Origin of the sequence: Streptomyces minutiscleroticus, assembly GCF_014650875.1 — a bacterium.
Lineage (GTDB): Bacteria > Actinomycetota > Actinomycetes > Streptomycetales > Streptomycetaceae > Streptomyces > Streptomyces minutiscleroticus.
In genome coordinates this window covers 23,780-41,401 of the sequence record NZ_BMVU01000001.1, presented here as the reverse complement: position 1 = coordinate 41,401, position 17,622 = coordinate 23,780, and the positions used below count along the sequence as shown (strand labels likewise).

12 protein-coding genes are annotated in these 17,622 nt (G+C 74.8%); 4 read left to right on the top strand and 8 right to left on the bottom strand.

Features of this window, described 5'->3' with window-relative positions; genetic code table 11:
* The first annotated feature begins 10 nt into the window (after window positions 1-10).
* Window positions 11-3,328 carry a S8 family serine peptidase gene (locus IE271_RS00145; RefSeq protein WP_190188012.1) on the top strand — a complete coding sequence of 1,106 codons (3,318 nt, stop codon included), beginning with the start codon at window positions 11-13 and terminating at the stop codon, window positions 3,326-3,328.
* Window positions 3,329-3,463: 135 nt separating this feature from the next.
* Here IE271_RS00145 and IE271_RS00140 read toward each other — a convergent pair whose 3' ends face one another.
* Together IE271_RS00140 and IE271_RS00135 are read right to left on the bottom strand one after the other, a co-directional pair.
* Complete coding sequence (locus IE271_RS00140; protein WP_190188011.1) at window positions 3,464-4,423, bottom strand: hypothetical protein; 960 nt, start codon at window positions 4,421-4,423, stop codon at window positions 3,464-3,466.
* Window position 4,424: 1 nt separating this feature from the next.
* Window positions 4,425-4,994, bottom strand: a complete 570-nt coding sequence (locus IE271_RS00135; protein WP_373308671.1) for a sigma-70 family RNA polymerase sigma factor — start codon at window positions 4,992-4,994, stop codon at window positions 4,425-4,427.
* A gap of 248 nt (window positions 4,995-5,242) precedes the next feature.
* Between IE271_RS00135 and IE271_RS00130 the strand changes: the two genes are divergently transcribed.
* Window positions 5,243-6,277 (top strand): aspartate-semialdehyde dehydrogenase, encoded by a 1,035-nt coding sequence (locus tag IE271_RS00130; protein ID WP_190188010.1) that lies wholly within the window; start codon window positions 5,243-5,245, stop codon window positions 6,275-6,277.
* Window positions 6,278-6,379: 102 nt separating this feature from the next.
* Here the strand turns inward: IE271_RS00130 and IE271_RS00125 are convergent, their stop codons facing one another.
* On the bottom strand, window positions 6,380-6,886 hold the full coding sequence (locus tag IE271_RS00125) for a DUF1203 domain-containing protein (RefSeq protein ID WP_190188009.1): 507 nt from the start codon (window positions 6,884-6,886) through the stop codon (window positions 6,380-6,382).
* Between the two features lie 111 nt (window positions 6,887-6,997).
* Between IE271_RS00125 and pepN the strand changes: the two genes are divergently transcribed.
* Window positions 6,998-9,592 (top strand): aminopeptidase N, encoded by a 2,595-nt coding sequence (pepN, locus tag IE271_RS00120; RefSeq protein ID WP_190188008.1) that lies wholly within the window; start codon window positions 6,998-7,000, stop codon window positions 9,590-9,592.
* A 153-nt stretch (window positions 9,593-9,745) separates the two neighbouring features.
* Here pepN and IE271_RS41585 read toward each other — a convergent pair whose 3' ends face one another.
* Both IE271_RS41585 and IE271_RS00110 read right to left on the bottom strand, forming a co-directional pair.
* Complete coding sequence (locus IE271_RS41585; RefSeq protein WP_229919057.1) at window positions 9,746-11,203, bottom strand: M14 family zinc carboxypeptidase; 1,458 nt, start codon at window positions 11,201-11,203, stop codon at window positions 9,746-9,748.
* Between the two features lie 466 nt (window positions 11,204-11,669).
* Complete coding sequence (locus IE271_RS00110) at window positions 11,670-13,376, bottom strand: FAD-dependent monooxygenase (protein ID WP_229919056.1); 1,707 nt, start codon at window positions 13,374-13,376, stop codon at window positions 11,670-11,672.
* Between the two features lie 99 nt (window positions 13,377-13,475).
* Between IE271_RS00110 and IE271_RS00105 the strand changes: the two genes are divergently transcribed.
* The gene (locus IE271_RS00105; protein WP_190188007.1) at window positions 13,476-14,159 is read left to right on the top strand and encodes a TetR/AcrR family transcriptional regulator; all 684 of its coding nucleotides are present in this window, start codon (window positions 13,476-13,478) and stop codon (window positions 14,157-14,159) included.
* Window positions 14,160-14,484: 325 nt separating this feature from the next.
* On the opposite strand, the gene IE271_RS00100 is transcribed toward IE271_RS00105, so the two are convergent.
* Genes IE271_RS00100 through IE271_RS00090 form a run of 3 tightly spaced genes read right to left on the bottom strand, consistent with a single transcriptional unit; the run spans window position 14,485 to window position 17,519 of the window.
* Complete coding sequence (locus IE271_RS00100) at window positions 14,485-14,754, bottom strand: hypothetical protein (RefSeq protein WP_190188006.1); 270 nt, start codon at window positions 14,752-14,754, stop codon at window positions 14,485-14,487.
* Window positions 14,755-14,774: 20 nt separating this feature from the next.
* Window positions 14,775-17,228, bottom strand: coding sequence for a 4-alpha-glucanotransferase (gene malQ / locus IE271_RS00095; protein ID WP_190188005.1), 2,454 nt, complete (start codon window positions 17,226-17,228; stop codon window positions 14,775-14,777).
* Entirely contained in the window at window positions 17,229-17,519 is a 291-nt protein-coding gene (locus IE271_RS00090) for a hypothetical protein (RefSeq protein WP_190188004.1), read from the bottom strand.
* Window positions 17,520-17,622 lie beyond the last annotated feature (103 nt).

The following is a 17,622-nucleotide window of genomic DNA, read 5'->3' as shown; positions in this document are numbered from 1 at the left end:
AGGGATGCAGATGACTCCCGACCCTCAGAGCGCCCCCGGCACGGGCGCGAGACGCGCGGCACGCATAGCCGTGGCCGCGGGCCTGGTGGCCGCGCTGGCCGCGGCCGGACCCATACCCATGGCCTACGCCGCGGGTACCGACACCCCGCCGGCCGACCCGACCGTCAAGTCCGCGGCCGACAAGCTCGGTTCGGCCGACGCCGACGCCCTCGCCGAGGCCAAGGCCAACGGCGACAAGAACGTCACCATGATGATCGCCACGGCCCCCGGCGCGACCAAGGAGGTCGCCGGGAAGCTGGACGCGGTCAAGGGCGGCTCCGTGGGCCGGACCTACGACAAGCTCGGCTACGTCCGCGCCACCGTCCCGACGGGCAAGGCGGACGCGGCCATCGCGGCCGCCGCGAAGCTCTCCTCCGTGCACGGCATCGACCTGCGCCAGGAGATCGAGCTCGACGACCCGACGCCGAGCGCCGACACCGCCAAGGGCGCCGAGAAGTCCACCACGTCGGGCACCTACGCGGCGCCGGACCGGAAGACGCCCGCGAAGAACCCGTACAACCCGTCCTTCGAGACGGGCGCCGTCGACTTCGTGAAGAAGAACCCGAAGGCCGACGGCCGCGGCGTCACCATCGGCATCCTCGACTCCGGCGTCGACCTCGGCCACCCGGCGCTGCAGAGGACGACGACCGGCGAGCGCAAGATCGTCGACTGGGTGACCGCCACCGACCCGATCGTCGACAGCGACCAGACCTGGCGCCCGATGGTGACCTCGGTCTCCGGGTCCTCCTTCACCTACGGCGGGCAGACCTGGAAGGCGCCCGCGGGCTCGTACCGGATCAGCTCCTTCCGCGAGTCGTACACCGCCGGCGGCGACGCGGCCGGCGACGCCAACCGCGACGGCGACACCACGGACTCCTGGGGCGTGCTGTACGACGCGAAGGCCGGCACGGTCCGCGTCGACCTGAACAACAACAACGACTTCGGCGACGACGAGCCGATGAAGCCGTACAAGGACGGCTTCCGGATCGGGTACTTCGGCACCGACGACCCGAAGACGGACGTCGTCGAGCGCCAGCCGTTCGTCGTCGAGATCCGCAAGGACGTCCCGATGGACCCCTACGGGGGCGACTGGGTCGGCAGGACCGCCGACTTCGTCAACATCGGCGTCATCGAGTCCGAGCACGGCACGCACGTCGCGGGCATCACCGCGGCCAACGGCCTGTTCGGCGGCGCGATGAACGGCGCCGCCCCCGGCGCCAAGATCGTCTCCTCGCGCGCCTGCACCTGGACCGGCGGCTGCACCAACGTCGCGCTCACCGAGGGCATGATCGACCTCGTCGCCAACCGCGGCGTCGACATCGTCAACATGTCCATCGGCGGCCTGCCCGCGCTGAACGACGGCAACAACGCGCGCGCCGAGCTCTACACGCGTCTCATCGACACCTACGGCGTCCAGCTGGTGATCTCCGCGGGCAACTCGGGCCCCGGCGCGAACACCATCGGCGACCCGGGCCTCGCCGACAAGGTCATCTCGGTCGGCGCCTCCATCTCCAAGGAGACCTGGGCGGCCAACTACGGCTCGGCCGTCGAGAAGAAGTACGCGATGATGCCCTTCTCCTCGCGCGGTCCGCGTGAGGACGGCGGGTTCACGCCGACCCTGACCGCGCCCGGCGCGGCGATCAACACCACGCAGACCTGGCTGCCCGGCGGCCCGGTCGCCGAGGCGGGCTACTCCCTGCCGGCCGGCTACTCCATGCTCCAGGGCACCTCGATGGCCTCCCCGCAGGCCGCGGGCGCCTCGGCCCTGCTGCTGAGCGCCGCCGAGCAGAAGCGCATCGACCTCACCCCGGCCGAGCTGCGCACCGCCCTGACCTCCACCGCGAAGCACATCGACGGTGTGCAGGCGTACGAGGAGGGCGCGGGCCTGATCGACATCGTGGACGCCTGGAAGTCGATCCAGCTCGCCCGGATCGGCGCCGACGCGCACGACTACACGGTCAAGGCCCCGGTCGACACCGCGATCGACTACGCCCTGGAGACCCCCGGCTTCGGCACCGGCATCTACGACCGCGAGGGCGGTCTGAAGGCCGGGCAGAAGAAGACCTACGAGGTCACCATCACCCGCACCACCGGTTCGAAGCTCGCGCTGCTGCACAAGCTGCGCCTGGTGAACAACGCCGGCGGCACGTTCCGCGTCGTCGGCCCGTCCACCGTGCTGCTGCCGCTGAACAAGGCCGTCACCGTCAAGGTCGAGGCCGAGCCGAAGGCGGCCGGTCTGAGCAGCGCGATCCTGGAGGTCGACGACCCGCTGACCGTGGGCGTCGACAAGCAGGTCATGTCGACCGTCGTGGTCTCGGCCCCGCTGGAGTACAGCTACGCGGCGTCCGGCTCCGTGCAGCGCAACAGCTCCAAGTCGTACTTCGTGACCGTCCCCGAGGGCGCGAAGACGCTGGAGGTGGCCATCGGCGGGCTGAAGAAGGACAGCCAGACCCGTTTCATCGCCATCCACCCGTACGGCACTCCGGTGGACAACACCTCCACGCCGTACTGCTACAACAACTATCTCGACGGCAACGGCTGCAAGCCCGACGTGCGCTCCTACGAGGACCCGCAGCCGGGCGTCTGGGAGATCGAGGTCGAGTCGCGCCGCACCTCGCCGGTGCTCGACAACCCGTACGAGCTGGACGTCTCCGTGCTCGGCGCGACCTTCGACCCGGAGGTCGTGAAGGTGCCCGAGATCAAGGCGGGCACGCCGGCCGACGTCTCCTGGACGGTGAAGAACGGCTTCGCCGCGATCGACGGCTCCCTGAAGGGCGGCCCGCTGGGCTCCTCGAAGGCCGCGCGGCCGACGATCGGCGAGGGCGCGACGCAGACGACCACGGTCGAGGTGCCCGCGGGCGCGGAGTCGCTCGACGTGGCCATCGGCAACGTCTCCGACACGGGCGCCGACCTGGACCTGGCGGTCTACGACGCCGCGGGCGCCCTCGTCGGGCAGTCCGCGGACGGCGACTCCGAGGAGGCCGTCTCGGTCGCCTCCCCGGCCGCCGGCACGTACACCGTCGAGGTCGTGGGCTACGCGGTCCCGGCCGGCTCCACCGTGTACGACTACCTCGACGTGTTCTTCTCCTCCGCGCTCGGTGAGGTGAAGGTCGACGGGTCGACCTCGGTGAAGCTCGCCACCGGCGCCTCGGCGACGGTGTCCGCCCAGGTCGTGGCCGCGGCCCCGGCCCCCGAGGGACGCGAGTTCTTCGGCCGGGTGCAGCTGGTGAACGCCCACGGCACGGTCGCGGGCACCGGCAGCGTCGCCATCGGCGAGGTCACGCCGTGACCCGCTAGCACACGGTGAACGAAGGGGCGGGCGTCCGGGAACGGGCGCCCGCCCTCGTCGTGCCGCACGGACACCCGCCCACTCGACGGACACCCGCCCACTCGACGGTCACCCGCCCACTGGGCAAGCACCCGCTCACTCGGTGGGGCCGGGGCCTCCGTCGCAGGTCAGGCCGCGGCTTCCGGGCAGCGCCCGGAGCACGGAGTCGCGCCGCGACGCGAGGTCCCGGCCGACGGCCCGGTCGACCGGCTCGGCGCCGTCCACCGGGACGGTGACCAGCGTCCGGTCCCCCTCCTCCAGCCGGGGGCCGGCGTCGCGGTCCACCGGGAAGACCACCTCCTCGGGTCCCGAGGACGGCTTGTAGTAGCGCGTCACCCGCAGCGTGATCCGGTCGCGGCGCTCCTGCGGCACCGGTTCCACCCGTACGACCGTGCCCTCCACGACGAGCCGCGCACAGGCGATCAGGCCCTCCTGGGACAGCTTGGCGCCGCTCGTGCCGCTGTCGGCCTGCGCGGCCGAACTCCCTGCGCCCCCGCCCTGCGAGGTGCCGCCCTGTACGCCCAGCCACGCCAGACCGCCGAGCAGCACGGCGGCCGCGCTCGCGGCACCGGCGCCGAGGAGCAGGCGCGCACCGCGCCGGCCCCGCCGCCCGGACGGCCCGGCCGGCCGCCCCGCGCCCCGCGGCTTCCCGGCGGGCGGACGCGCGGCGGAACGACGCCGCGGGCCGGCCGGTTCGGCCGGTCCGGTCGGTTCGGTCGGAGGGACCGGCCCGCCGGAAGCCCCCGATGCGCCCGGCTCGGCCGACGCTCCGGTCACCGCCGACGCCGCCGGCTCGGCCGGTGCCGTCGGTCCGGTGGGTCTCACCGGCTCCGCCGGTGCGGCGGGTCCGTCCGGTGCCCGCGGTGCCTCCGGCGCGGGCGCCGCCAGCGCGTCCCCCAGCAGGGTCAGCTGCTCGCGCAGCAGCGCCACGTCCGTCGCCGCCCTGCGGTGCTCCGCCAGGGCGGCGGGGTCGTCGCGCAGGTCCTCCGGCAGGGGTTCGCCGGTGATCGCGGCCAGCAGTGCGTCCACGGCCGCATGGCGCTCGTTCCCGGCCACGTCACACCACCTCGTCCTCGTGCAGGCGGGTCCGCAGGGCGCGGACCGCCGTGTGCAGCCTGCTCTTGACCGTCCCCTCCGGAACGCCCAGCTCCGCCGCGATGGCGCGGACGGTCAGGTCGGCGTAGAAGCGCAGCACGAGCACCTGCCGCTGGGCGGCGGGCAGCTCGTCCAGGCCGTGGGCCACGGCGAGCGACAGCTCGCGGGAGTCGTCGCCCGGGGCGTGCTCCCACTGCCGCAGCGAAGCCAGCCGCTCCCCCACGCGCTCCTGGCGGCGCCGGGCCCGGTGCCAGTCCATCGCCAGGTTGGAGGCGACGACGGCCGCCCACGCCGACACGTCGCGCGGCGCCTCGCGCCCGCTCGCGGCCCGCTCCAGGAGCCGCAGCCGGACCTGCTGCACCCCGTCCGGCAGGTCCGCGTGCGGCACCCCGCCGAGCGCGAGCACCGCCCGCACCCGGCTCTCCTGGGCCGCGTCCAGCGGATCCTCCGCCGGCGGCCCGGCGGGACCCTCCCCCGCCGGGCCGCCGGAGCTCCCCGCCCCCGGTCCACGCCGTGTTCTTCCGCGCAGCACAGCCGTCCTCCCCTCCCCGCGTCCCTCCTACGACGCGGCGGCGGCCCGGAACGTTCGGCCGAGGCGCAGATCACATCCACGGGCGTCCGCCCGGCGCGCTCCCGGTGTGCCAAGGGGGTTGGGAGGCGCAGGTCACACCGTCCGTCCCACTCCTCGGGAGTCCCGGGCAAAGAATTGGACAGGCATGCCGGGAGGAGACGCATCATGGAGCCGCGGGCCACATAACGAGAAGGCACAGAGGAGTCGCCGTGAAGGTCGGAATCGTCGGAGCCACCGGTCAGGTCGGCACGGTCATGCGCAGGATCCTGGTGGAGCGGGACTTCCCGGTCACCGAGCTGCGCCTGTTCGCCTCGGCCCGTTCGGCCGGGTCGGTCGTCGACGGCGTGACGGTGGAGGACGCCTCCACGGCCGACTACACCGGCCTGGACATCGTGCTGTTCTCCGCGGGCGGCGCCACGTCCAGGGCGCTCGCCGAGAAGGTCGCCTCGCAGGGCGCGGTCGTGATCGACAACTCCTCGGCCTGGCGCAAGGACCCCGAGGTCCCGCTGGTCGTCTCCGAGGTCAACCCGCACGCGATCGCGGACCGCCCCAAGGGCATCATCGCCAACCCGAACTGCACGACGATGGCCGCGATGCCGGTCCTCAAGCCGCTGCACGAGGAGGCCGGCCTGGAGGCGCTGGTCGTCGCCACCTACCAGGCGGTGTCCGGCTCCGGCCTGGCCGGCGTGGCCGAGCTGCACGGCCAGGCCCAGAAGGTGGTCGCCGACGCCGACAAGCTCACCCACGACGGCGGCGCGGTCGACTTCCCCGAGCCGGACGTCTACAAGCGGCCCATCGCCTTCAACGTGCTGCCGATGGCGGGCAGCATCGTCGACGACGGCCTGAACGAGACGGACGAGGAGCAGAAGCTCCGCAACGAGTCCCGCAAGATCCTGGAGATCCCGGAGCTGAAGGTGTCGGGCACCTGCGTGCGCGTGCCGGTGTTCTCGGGCCACTCCCTCCAGGTCAACGCCCGCTTCGCCCGGCCGGTCAGCGTCGAGCGCGCCACCGAGCTGCTGGCGGGCGCCCCCGGCGTCGCCCTCACCGACATCCCGACCCCGCTGCAGGCGGCGGGCCAGGACCCCTCGTACGTGGGCCGCATCCGCGCGGACGAGACCGTGGAGCACGGCCTGGCCCTGTTCATCTCCAACGACAACCTCCGCAAGGGCGCCGCGCTGAACGCGGTGCAGATCGCGGAGCTGGTCGCGGCGGAGCTGTCCGCCCGCACCGAGCCGGTCGCCTGACCCCGGCCGTCCCCGGGCGGGCCGTGGCACGCGGGTGCCACGGCCCGCCCGCCGTTCCGGGACCCGCCCGCCGTTCCGGGCCCGCGCCCCGCGGCCCGCGTCTCACGGCCTGCGCACCTCGAAGTGGAAGCAGCCGTACTCCACCGCCCTGACGTGGACCAGGGCCACCTCCGGATCGGCGAAGGCCTCCGCGAAGGCCCGGTCGAACCCTTCCCCGGCCGCCTGCGGGATCTCCAGGAGGCGGCCGCCGACGATCCGGCCCGCGGCGTCGTAGCGGCGCACGGTGCGCAGGGCGCCGGGCCGCGCGAACGGGTAGCCCTCCGCTCCGGCCTGCGGCCCCGCGCACTCCCCGGCGCCGGCGTGGATGAAGACGGGACCCTGCTCGTCGTACGCGCCGGGCGCGGCCCCCGTCGCCGCGGCCCAGCGGCGCAGCGGGGCGTAGGAGACGAGGGCGACGCGCTCGCCGGGCCGCGCGGGGCGCAGGCAGCAGCGCAGCGGTTCGCCGCCCTCCTCGGCGGTGTACGCGGCGCAGGGGCGGCCCGCGTCGTCGGTGACGCGCAGCTCCTCCAGGACGTCCGGGGCGATGGGGCGTGCGGTGTACGTGGTCATGGCCTCAGGCTGGCGCGCGGCGACGCCTGGCACCGGCGGGAAACGGACATCGCGTCGGGCGGGACGGCGTGGAAGGATGGCGCAACCGTCACATAACGAGGAGATGACCGCGTGCCTGGCACAAACCTGACCCGCGAAGAGGCGCAGCAGCGGGCGAAGCTGCTCACCGTGGATTCGTACGAGGTCGAACTCGACCTCTCCGGTGCCCGGGGCGGGTCCGGCGAGGGCGAGGGCACCTTCCGTTCCGTGACCACGGTGCGTTTCGAGTCCGCCGAGGACGGCGCCTCGTCCTTCATCGACCTGGTCGCCCCCGCCGTCCTCGAGGTGACCCTCAACGGCGACGCGCTGGACCCGGCCGAGGTCTTCGCGGACTCGCGGATCGCGCTGCCGGGACTGCTGGCGGGCCGCAACGAGCTGCGCGTGGTGGCCGACTGCGCCTACACCAACACCGGTGAGGGCCTGCACCGCTTCGTCGACCCGGTCGACGGCCAGACCTACCTCTACACGCAGTTCGAGGTGCCGGACGCCCGCCGCGTCTTCGCGTCGTTCGAGCAGCCGGACCTGAAGGCCACCTTCCAGTTCACCGTGAAGGCGCCCAGCGGCTGGACCGTGATCTCCAACTCGCCGACCCCGGAGCCCAAGGACGACGTCTGGGTCTTCGAGCCGACGCCGCGGATCTCGTCGTACATCACCGCGCTGATCGCGGGCCCGTACCACAGCGTCCACAGCGTGTACGAGAAGGACGGCCGCTCGGTGCCGCTCGGCATCTACTGCCGCCCCTCGCTCGCCGAGCACCTCGACTCCGACGCGATCTTCGAGGTGACGCGGCAGGGCTTCGACTGGTTCCAGGAGAAGTTCGACTACGCGTACCCCTTCGCCAAGTACGACCAGCTCTTCGTGCCGGAGTTCAACGCGGGCGCGATGGAGAACGCGGGCGCCGTCACCATCCGCGACCAGTACGTCTTCCGCTCCAAGGTGACCGACGCCGCGTACGAGACGCGGGCCGAGACCATCCTGCACGAGCTGGCCCACATGTGGTTCGGCGACCTCGTGACCATGGAGTGGTGGAACGACCTGTGGCTGAACGAGTCGTTCGCCACCTACACCTCGATCGCCTGCCAGGCGTACGCGCCCGGGTCCCGCTGGCCGCACTCCTGGACCACCTTCGCCAACTCCATGAAGACCTGGGCGTACCGGCAGGACCAGCTGCCGTCCACGCACCCGATCATGGCGGACATCCGCGACCTCGACGACGTGCTCGTCAACTTCGACGGCATCACGTACGCCAAGGGCGCCTCCGTGCTCAAGCAGCTCGTCGCCTACGTGGGCGAGGACGAGTTCTTCCGCGGCGTGCAGGCGTACTTCAAGGCCCACGCGTACGGCAACACGCGCCTGGGCGACCTGCTGGGCGCACTGGAGGAGACCTCAGGGCGCGACCTGAAGACCTGGTCGCGCAAGTGGCTGGAGACGGCCGGCATCAACGTCCTGCGCCCGGAGATCGAGACGGACGCCGACGGCGTCATCACGTCCTTCGCGGTCCGCCAGGAGGCCCCCGCACTGCCCGCCGGCGCCAAGGGCGAGCCGACCCTGCGCCCGCACCGCATCGCGATCGGCCTCTACGACGCCGACCCGGAGAGCGGGCGGCTGGTGCGCGGCGAGCGCGTCGAACTGGACGTCGACGGCGAGATCACCGCCGTGTCCGAGCTGGTCGGCAAGCGCCGCCCGGCGGTCGTCCTGCTCAACGACGACGACCTGTCGTACGCCAAGGTCCGCCTCGACGAGAAGTCCCTCTCCTACGTCACCGAGCACCTCGGCGACTTCGCGGAGTCGCTGCCGCGCGCGCTGTGCTGGGCGTCGGCCTGGGACACGGTGCGCGACGGCGAGCTGGCCACCCGCGACTACCTGTCGCTGGTGCTGTCCGGCATCGGCAAGGAGTCGGACATCGGCGTGGTCCAGTCGCTGCACCGACAGGTGAAGCTGGCCCTGGACCTGTACGCCGACCCCGCCTGGCGCGAGACCGGCCTGGCCCGCTGGACGGACGCGACGCTGGCGCACCTGCGCTCGGCCGAGCCGGGCAGCGACCACCAGCTGGCCTGGGCGCGGGCGTTCGCGGCGACCGCCCGCACGCCGGAGCAGCTCGACCTGCTGGAGGCGCTGCTCGACGGCTCGCAGAGCGTGGCGGGGCTGGCCGTCGACACCGAGCTGCGCTGGGCGTTCGTGGAGCGGCTCGCGGCGGCCGGGCGCTTCGACGAGGCGGAGATCGCGGCCGAGTACGAGCGCGACCGGACGGCGGCGGGCGAGCGGCACGCGGCCACGGCCCGCGCCGCCCGGCCCACCCCGGAGGCGAAGGCCGAGGCCTGGGCGTCGGTCGTGGACTCCGACAAGCTGCCGAACGCCGTGCAGGAGGCCGTGATCGGCGGCTTCGTCCAGACCGACCAGCGCGAGCTGCTGGCCCCGTACGCGCAGAAGTACTTCGAGGCCGTCGGGACCGTGTGGGAGTCCCGCTCCCACGAGATGGCCCAGCAGATCGCGGTCGGCCTGTACCCGTCGGTCCAGGTCTCCGAGGACACCCTGGACCGCACGGACGTCTGGCTCGCCGGGGCCCGCCCGAACGCGGCCCTGCGCCGGCTGGTCTCCGAGGCGCGCGCCGGCGTCGAGCGGGCCCTGAAGGCCCAGGCGGCGGACGCGGCTGCGGCGCAGGAGTAGGGACACCGGTCAGCGGCGGGCGAGGGGCGTCCGGGCACACCGGGCGCCCCTCGCCCGTACGACTCGCACCGCCCGTACTCCGCCCGTGCCGGCCCGTACCGCCCGTACCGCCGGATGGCCCGCACCCGTACCGCCGGGCGCGCGGGCGGTACGTCATCGGGCGGGCGGACGGCCCGTCAGCAGGCGGGCGGCCACGTGCCGCATCGTGCGCAGGTGCAGGGACGTCTGGCGGTGGACGGGCAGCCAGCGGGCCCCGAACGTCGTCGTCAGCTCGTGGCTCCAGTCGCGGACCAGCGCGTCGAGGGCGGCGGTGCCTTCGGGGGCGTCCGTGAACGCCTGGCGCATCATCGCCACCGCACGCAGCGGGATACGGCGGGCGGCGATGCCGAGGGAGGCGGCGTTGCCCGCGGTGGCGGCGAGCGCGGAGCCGCCGAGGCCGCGCGCGTCGTAGGTGGTCCAGGTGCCGACCACACCGGGCCCTATGTCCATCAGCTCGCGGGCCGCGGTGTAGTACGGCGTCCCCCGCGCGTCGCGCGGCGGCCGGTGGGCGCGGCCGCCGAGCGCCTCCTCCAGCTCCTTCGTGCGGCTGAGCAGCACGTCCGCGGCCCGCGCGATCGCCCGTTCGGGGTCGGCGACGGGACTGGGGTCGCCCACCGCCGCGACGCCCCACAGCGGCGCCTCGACCACCGCCGACACCGCGCCGTACCGCATCGGGTACAGCCAGGTCGACTGGGAGGTGAAGCCGGACGGGTCGCGGTCGTCGTCCGGTGCGCCCTCGGGCCGCACCAGCACACCGGGGCTGTCGACGAACCACTCCATCCCGTCGAACGGCCGGTGCTCCAGCGGGACGCCCAGCTCCGCCACGACCGCGCGGAACGCCTCCGGCACGCCGGGCATGGAGCGGGTCAGCTGCAGAAAGGATCCGCCTACGTCCACGCCGTGCAGGGAGAACTGCACGACCGGCCGCAGGTCGTCGATCAGCGCCATCAGCGCCCGGGACTCGGGGATGGGCGGTCTCGGGTCGCCCGCCGCGGGCGGGAACTCCGGGTGGCCCCCGAAGTCGGGGCGGTAGAAGCCGCGGAAGTACTCCTCGACGGTCGGCGTCCACGGCTCGCGCGGCTCGTGCGAGCCGCGCAGCTCATACGGCTCACGCGGTTCCTGCGGTTCCTGCGGTTCCTGCGGTTCCTGCGGTTCCTGCGGTTCCTGCGGCTCATGCGGCTCATGCGGCTCATGCGGCTCATGTGATTCCGGCTCGGAGGACGGTGCGCCGGGCGGCCGTGCGGTCATCCACCGCTCCCCCAGCCGCGTGCCGTCCGGGTCGAGGCAGAGCAGGAGGTTCCAGGTGCAGTCGAGCGCCTCCAGGACGGCCGGGTCCCGGGCGAACTCCCCCGCGAGTCTCAGCGAGGAGGCCCCGCCGACCGGCTCGTTGGCGTGCGCCCCGGCCACCGTCAGCACCTGTCTGGACCCGTGTCCGGCCGACAGCAGCCACAGCGGCTCACCGGCGCGCGAGGTGCCCGCGACGCGCAGCCGCAGGGTGCCGGGCCGCGCCGCGACCAGCGACCGCGCCGCGCGCACCAGGCCGTCGAGGGTGGGGTACGGGGTGCCCCGCATGCCGCCGGCCCGGTCAGGAACCGTGGGAACCGCCGCCGGCCGTGTGCCCCTCGTACCCCGGACGGCGGTCCACTGTCTCGGCGGCCACGCCAACTCCTCTCCTGCACAAGGGTGTTGCGCGTCATGGAGTGAGGCCCGCGGCCACACTTCGTCAAGGCTCGGCTGGCCGGCGGAGAGTGTCAAGGGCGCCTCCGCCGGACGGGACCACCGGCCCCGGCGCCCCACGGGCCACGCCCGCCCCGCCCCGCCCCGCCCGCGACGGTCTGCGGCCCTTTCCGCCCGCGACAGCCCGCCGGCCCTCCCGTCCGTGCCGGCCCGCCGGGTGACCGGGGTCCGCCGGGTGGCCGAGATCCGCCCGGTGGCCGAGGTCCGCCGGGTGGCCGAGGGTCGGCCGACGCCGGCGGTGGAGACGGTGTCGAGCGCCGACGGCGGGGACGGTGTGCGGAGGCGGTGCCGGGCGCCGCCGTCAGCCGACGGCGTCCGCCAGCGCCCGTTCCACCGTCGCCGCGTCCGGCGACTGTGCCGCCCAGGCCGCGTACCCGTCGGGCCGGACCAGGAGCGTCGTGCGCCGGCCGGTCGCCCAGCGGGCCGTCACGAGCCGGTCCTTGCGCGGGCCCGGGTCCACGTCGAGCGGGGTGACCAGGACGAACCGCCCGCCGCGCAGCGCCTCGTACAACCGGCCGCCCTCCAGGGCCAGGTCCGGTACGCGGCGGCCGGTCAGCGGGTGGGAGCCGCGCGGCGCCGGATACGCGTACCCGAGCGCCGTGACGCGGCCCAGCATCCGCGCGCGGGCGGGGCCGACGTGGTTCAGGACGGCCGCGAGGGCGGCGCGGGCCGCGCGCGTCCAGGGGTGCTTGGCCATCGCGAGCCGGACGATCCCGCCGCTGACGCGCAGCACGGACCGGCCGACGGGGTGCCGCTCGGCCTGGTAGGTGTCCAGCAGGGCGTCCCCGGCGTGCCCGCCGAGCACCGCGGCCAGCTTCCAGCCGAGGTTCGCCGCGTCCTGCAGCCCGGTGTTCAGGCCGAGCCCGCCCGCCGGGGTGTGCACGTGCGCGGCGTCCCCGGCGAGGAACACCCGGCCGACGCGGTACGCGGGCACCTGCCGTTCGTCGCAGTGGAACCGGGACATCCAGCGGGCGTCGTGCATGCCGAAGTCGTGCCCGAAGGCGAGCCGGGTGATCTCCCTGACCTCGTCGAGGGCGAGCGGTTCGCCGTCGGGGACGTTCCGGCCGCGGTGCCAGCCGACCACCCGGTGGTAGCCGTCGCCGAAGGGGGCGAGGAAGGCGAAGGCGTCGCCGACGGCGCTGGCCGCGAGCAGCGTCCGGGGCGGCTCGGCCAGGAGCACGTCCGCGAGGACCACCGAGCGGATCACCGCGCGGCCGGGGAAGGGCAGCCCGACCGCCTCGCGCACCCGGCTGCGCATCCCGTCCGTCCCGACGGCGTACGCGGCCCGCAGCTCCTCCCCCGGCTCCGGTGCCGTCCCGTCCGGTCCGTGGGCCCTGAGCCGGAGCGTCACCCCGTCGGCGTCCTGCGTCAGCCCGGTCACCTCGGTCTCGTACGCGAAGCGCGCGCCCGCCGCGACCGCCCGGCGCTCCAGGGCCTTCTCCACCTCGTACTGCGGGATCACGAGGACGTGGCGGTAACGGGAGCGCACGGTGCCGAGGTCGACCCGGAGCCCGGCGAAGAGGCGCAGGTCGACCAGGGGCTGCCCCTTCGCCTCCAGCTCGTCGGCGAGGCCGCGGGCGTCGAGCTGCTCCAGGGTCCGGGCGTGCAGGGCAAAGGCCCGGGAGAGGTTGCTGATCTCATGGCGGCGCTTCTCCACGACCGTCACGGGGACGCCGGCCTCGGCCAGGTCCCCGGCGAGCAGCAGACCGGTGGGCCCGGCGCCCACCACGACGACGGGGTCGCGCCGGGGGCGGTGGGAGGGGTGGGACGTCCGGACCGCCGGGGCGGTGCGGGCGGTCCGGACGCCGTCGACGGGTTGAGCCGTCCGGGTGGTCCGGGCCGGTCGGGGCGTCCGGGCCGGACGGGGCGCGCGACGTTCCCGGTCCCGCGGCGCGCGGTCGTCTCCGTGTCCGGCATCGGCTCCGGTACCGGTACCGGAGCCGATGCCGGCGCCGGAGCCGGAGCCGGCAGGCAGGTGGGTGGGCGGGTGGGGGCGGGTGCCGTCCATGCGGACCTCCTCATGCCAACGATTGTTGGTCAACACCTGTTGGCCAACGTAGGACCGGCGTACTGGACTGTCAACAGCCGTTGGCATACGTTCGTTGGCATGGCCGATACCGAGCGTCCGGCGCCGCCCCGCACGGCGCCCCCGTCACCCGAGCCCCCTGCGTCCTCAGAGCTTCCCCAGCCCCTCGCGTCCCCCTCGTATCCCCCTCCCGCCCCGGTGCGCCGCTCCGACGCCACCCGTACCGCCATCCTCGCGGCGGCCCGCGAGCGCTTCGCCGCCGACGGCTACGACCGGGCCACCATCCGCGCCATCGCCAAGGACGCGCGCATCGACCCGTCCATGGTCATGCGCTACTTCGGCAGCAAGGAGGGCCTCTTCGCCGCGGCCACCTCCTTCGACCTGCGGCTCCCGGAACTCGGCTCCCTCGCGCCCGAGGAGGCCGGACGGGTCCTGGTGGAGCACTTCCTCGACCTGTGGGAGGGCAACGACGCCCTCGTCGCCCTGCTCAGGGTCGGCGTCGCCGGCGCCGCCGGGGCCGAGCGCATCCGGCACACGATGTTCGAGCAGCAGGTGCTGCCGGTCGCCCGGGAGGTCTGCCCCGACCCCGAGCAGGCGGCGGCGCGGGCCGCGCTCGCCGCAGCGCAGATGCTCGGCATGGCGCTGGCCCGGTACGTCCTGCGGTTCCCGCCCACCGTCGCGCTGGCCCGCGAGGAGGTCGTGGCCTGGCTGGCGCCCACCGTCCAGCGCTACCTCACGGCCCCGCACCCGGGCGGGGCCCTCTGACCCGGTGGCGGCCCCCGGCCCCGCGGCCGTGCCGGCCCCGCGCGCCCGGGACCGGAGTCAGGGACCAGGACCGGAACGGGGACCAGAAGCGGAGCAGGAACCAGGCCCAGGACCGGAGCAGGAACCAGGGCCGGAGCAGGGGCCGGGACCAGGGCCGGGCAAGCGCCGAGGGCGCCGCCCCCGCTCCGTACGGCGGATGCGCGTACGGACGCGAGGACGGCGCCCTCGTGAGAACTGCCGCCGGGACCCGGTGCCCCGGCTCCCGCGGAGACCCCCGGGCCGGCCGGGCCGGCACCGGATCGGCCGAAGCGGCCGGATCAGCCGGTCAGGCCCTGCTGGCCTGCGCCTTGCCGGTCTTCGACTTCGGCTCGCGGTCGGTGGAACGGTCGAGGACCATCACCAGGCCGGTGATGATCGCGAAGAGCGCCAGCGGCGCCACGACGTAGAGGCCGAGCGTCTCGAACACGCTCAGGCCCGTGCCGGGGTCGTCGCCGTCGTCGCGCGTCAGCGCGAGCGCGGGAGACGACATGAGCAGCATCATCAGCGTCGTACCGGCGGCCAGGGCGCCGGCGCGCAGGGCGTTCTTCTTGTCCACAGTGCAAAAGTAGCGAACCCCTAATCGACCCGCGCGTCCGGGGGTGCCGTACGGGGACCGCCGCGGTCGCCGGAACGGTCGCGCAGAACGTCGATCAGCGCGTGCAGCCGGGGCGAGGCGGCGAGCTCCTCCAGCGTGACCGGGCGGCCGTCGGCGTCCGCGATCGGCAGCCGCCAGTTCGGGTACTGGTCCCAGGTGCCCGGCAGGTTCTGCGGCCGGCGGTCGCCCACCGCGTCGGGCAGCCAGACGCCGACCATCCGGGCCGGGGTGCGCAGCAGGAACCGGTGCACGGCCTGGATCTGGGCCTCCTCGCACGCCTGCGAGAGCCCGCCGCCGGCCCCTTGGAGGAGCCCGAGCCGGCTGAGCACCGCCAGCCACTCCCGCACGTCGGCGGCGGCCTCGGCGCGCTCCTCCTCCAGCGGCCGGGTCAGCAGCCCGAGACCGTGCCGCAGTTCGACGTGGTCGCCGGTGAGCCGGGACGCGGTGGACGGCAGGTCGTGGGTGGTGGCGGTGGCCAGGCAGTCGGCGCGCCAGCGCTCGGGCGGCAGCGGCAGCCCGTCGCGCTCCCAGTCCCGTTCGAACCACAGGACGGAGGTGCCGAGCACGCCGCGCCTCTGCAGCGTCTCGCGCACGCCCGGCTCGACGGTGCCGAGGTCCTCTCCGATGACCAGGGCGCCCGCCCGGTACGCCTCCAGGGCGAGCACGGCGAGCATGGCCTCGGCGTCGTAGTGGACGTACGTGCCCTCCGTCGGGGGCTGCCCCTGCGGGATCCACCAGAGCCGGAACAGGCCCATGACGTGGTCGATGCGCAGGGCGCCCGCGTTGCGGAGCAGCGCCCGCAGCAGCCGGCGGTAGGGGGCGTAGCCGGACTCGGCGAGGCGGTCGGGGCGCCAGGGCGGCAGTCCCCAGTCCTGGCCCCGGGCGTTGAAGGCGTCCGGGGGCGCGCCGACCGACATGCCGCCCGCGAAGAACTCCTGCTGGGCCCAGGCGTCGGCACCGCCGGGGTGCACGCCGACGGCCAGGTCGTGCACGAGTCCGATCGGCATGCCGGCGTCGCGCGCGGCACGCTGGGCGGCGCCGAGCTGGGCGTCGGTGAGCCAGGCGAGCCGGCAGTGGAAGTCGACGCGGTCCCGGAGCGCGCCGCGGGCCCGGGCGGTCTGCGGCGAGCGCGGGTCGCGCAGGCCCTCGGGCCAGTTCTGCCAGTCGGAGCCGTACTCCTCGGCGAGGGCGTACCAGGTGGCGTGGTCCTCCAGGGCCCGGCCCTCGTCGGCGAGGAAGTCGCAGTAGGCGGCGCGCCGGCCGGGCCCGAGCGGCACCTCGTGCACCAGCTCCAGCGCCTGGCGCTTGAGGTCCCACACGGCGTCGCGGTCGATCAGCGTGCCCTTGTGCAGCACGGACTCGCGCAGCCGCTCCGCCCGCTCGGTGAGGGCCCGCACGCGCGCGCGGGAGTCGCCGGAGAGGTAGGCGTACTCGGGGACGTCCTCGACGCGCAGGTGCACGGGGTCGGGGTAGCGGCGCGAGGACGGCCGGTAGGGCGAGGGGTCGGTGGGCGTGCCGGGCACGGCCGCGTGCAACGGGTTGACCTGCACGAACCCGGCGCCGAGCGACCGTCCCGCCCAGGCGCTCAGCTCGGCCAGGTCCCCGAGGTCGCCCATGCCCCAGGAGCGGGACGAGAACAGGGAGTACAGCTGGACGAGGAGCCCGTACGAGCGGCCGGGCGCCGCGGGCAGCCGGGCGGGGGCGACGACGAGGTGGGCGTCCGCGGTCCGGCCGTCGGGCGCGGTGGCCCGTACGCGGTGGACGCCGAGCGGGAGCCCCTCGACGGAGGTGCGGACGTCGCCCTGCTCGGTCTCGACGCGCAGCCGGGTGCCCGGCGGCAGCGCGGTGAGGGCCGCGGGGAGTTCGTCGCGCGGCGCGGGATCCCCGGGGCCGCCTGCGGAGGACGGGGCGGAACCACCGGCGGGGGAGGCGGAGCCGACGGCGCCGGAGGCGGCCTCGTCCGCGGCGGACGCGGGCCCGTCGGCGGCGGAAGCGGGGGTGTCCGCGACGGACGCGGAACCACCGGCGGAAGTGTGAGGGTCGGCGCCGGTCGCGGGACCGTCCGCGGCGGACCCGGACCCGCCGACGACGGAAGCGGGACCGCCCGCGGCGGTCGCGGGACCATGTGCGGCGGGAGCGGACCCGTGCGCGGCGGATGCCGCGGTCTCGTCCGCGGCGGGCCCGGGCGGTGACGCGGACGCGGACAGCGGCGCGGTCGCGCTCCAGATCACGACGGTCGGCGGCAGCAGCCGGCCGCGCCGCCGTTCCTCCGCGGCGTCCAGGGCCGCCTGCACGGCCTCGGGCGTGCTCGCGTCGACGCCGAGGGCGGCGAGCGCCGCGACGACGGCGGCCTCGGAGGCCTCCACCGTGCGGTCCGGCGAGGGCTGGTAGGAAGTGGCGACGCCGTGCAGGGCGGCGAGCCGGGACAGCGCCATCTACATCCCCGAGGGGTCGGAGTCGAGGTGGAGACCGGGTTCCGCGGCGCCGGCGGAGACGGGCTCGCTGGTCAGGTGGGCCGCGTCGGCGAGCGGCGGTTCGCTGGTCAGGGGCTCGGCGTCGGACATCGGCGGCTCGCTGGTCAGCGGGGTCTCGGCGCAGTTCCCCTCGGCGCTGAAGACGCACACGTCGGGTGCGACGTCGGTGGTGGCGGGCAGGACGTTCTCGACGTCCGGACCCGCCGGCTGTTTGGAGAGTGCCGAGAGCAGAAGCTGTGCCGATGCGGACACGGGGGCCTCCTGTGAGGTCGTCGTACGGCTTCGCGGGTGTGGACAGCCCTACCCAATGGACGCGTTCGCAGACGCGACCGAACGCGCAACGTGGCTCTGGTCA

Bases quoted from the DNA above. Each gene is read 5' to 3' on its own strand.
- IE271_RS00145 (WP_190188012.1), top strand. From the start codon at position 11: ATGACTCCCGACCCTCAGAGCGCCCCCGGCACGGGCGCGAGACGCGCG.
- IE271_RS00125 (WP_190188009.1), bottom strand. From the start codon at position 6,886: ATGACCACGTACACCGCACGCCCCATCGCCCCGGACGTCCTGGAGGAG.
- IE271_RS41585 (WP_229919057.1), bottom strand. From the start codon at position 11,203: ATGCGGGGCACCCCGTACCCCACCCTCGACGGCCTGGTGCGCGCGGCG.
- IE271_RS00110 (WP_229919056.1), bottom strand. From the start codon at position 13,376: ATGGACGGCACCCGCCCCCACCCGCCCACCCACCTGCCTGCCGGCTCC.
- IE271_RS00105 (WP_190188007.1), top strand. From the start codon at position 13,476: ATGGCCGATACCGAGCGTCCGGCGCCGCCCCGCACGGCGCCCCCGTCA.
- malQ (WP_190188005.1), bottom strand. From the start codon at position 17,228: ATGGCGCTGTCCCGGCTCGCCGCCCTGCACGGCGTCGCCACTTCCTAC.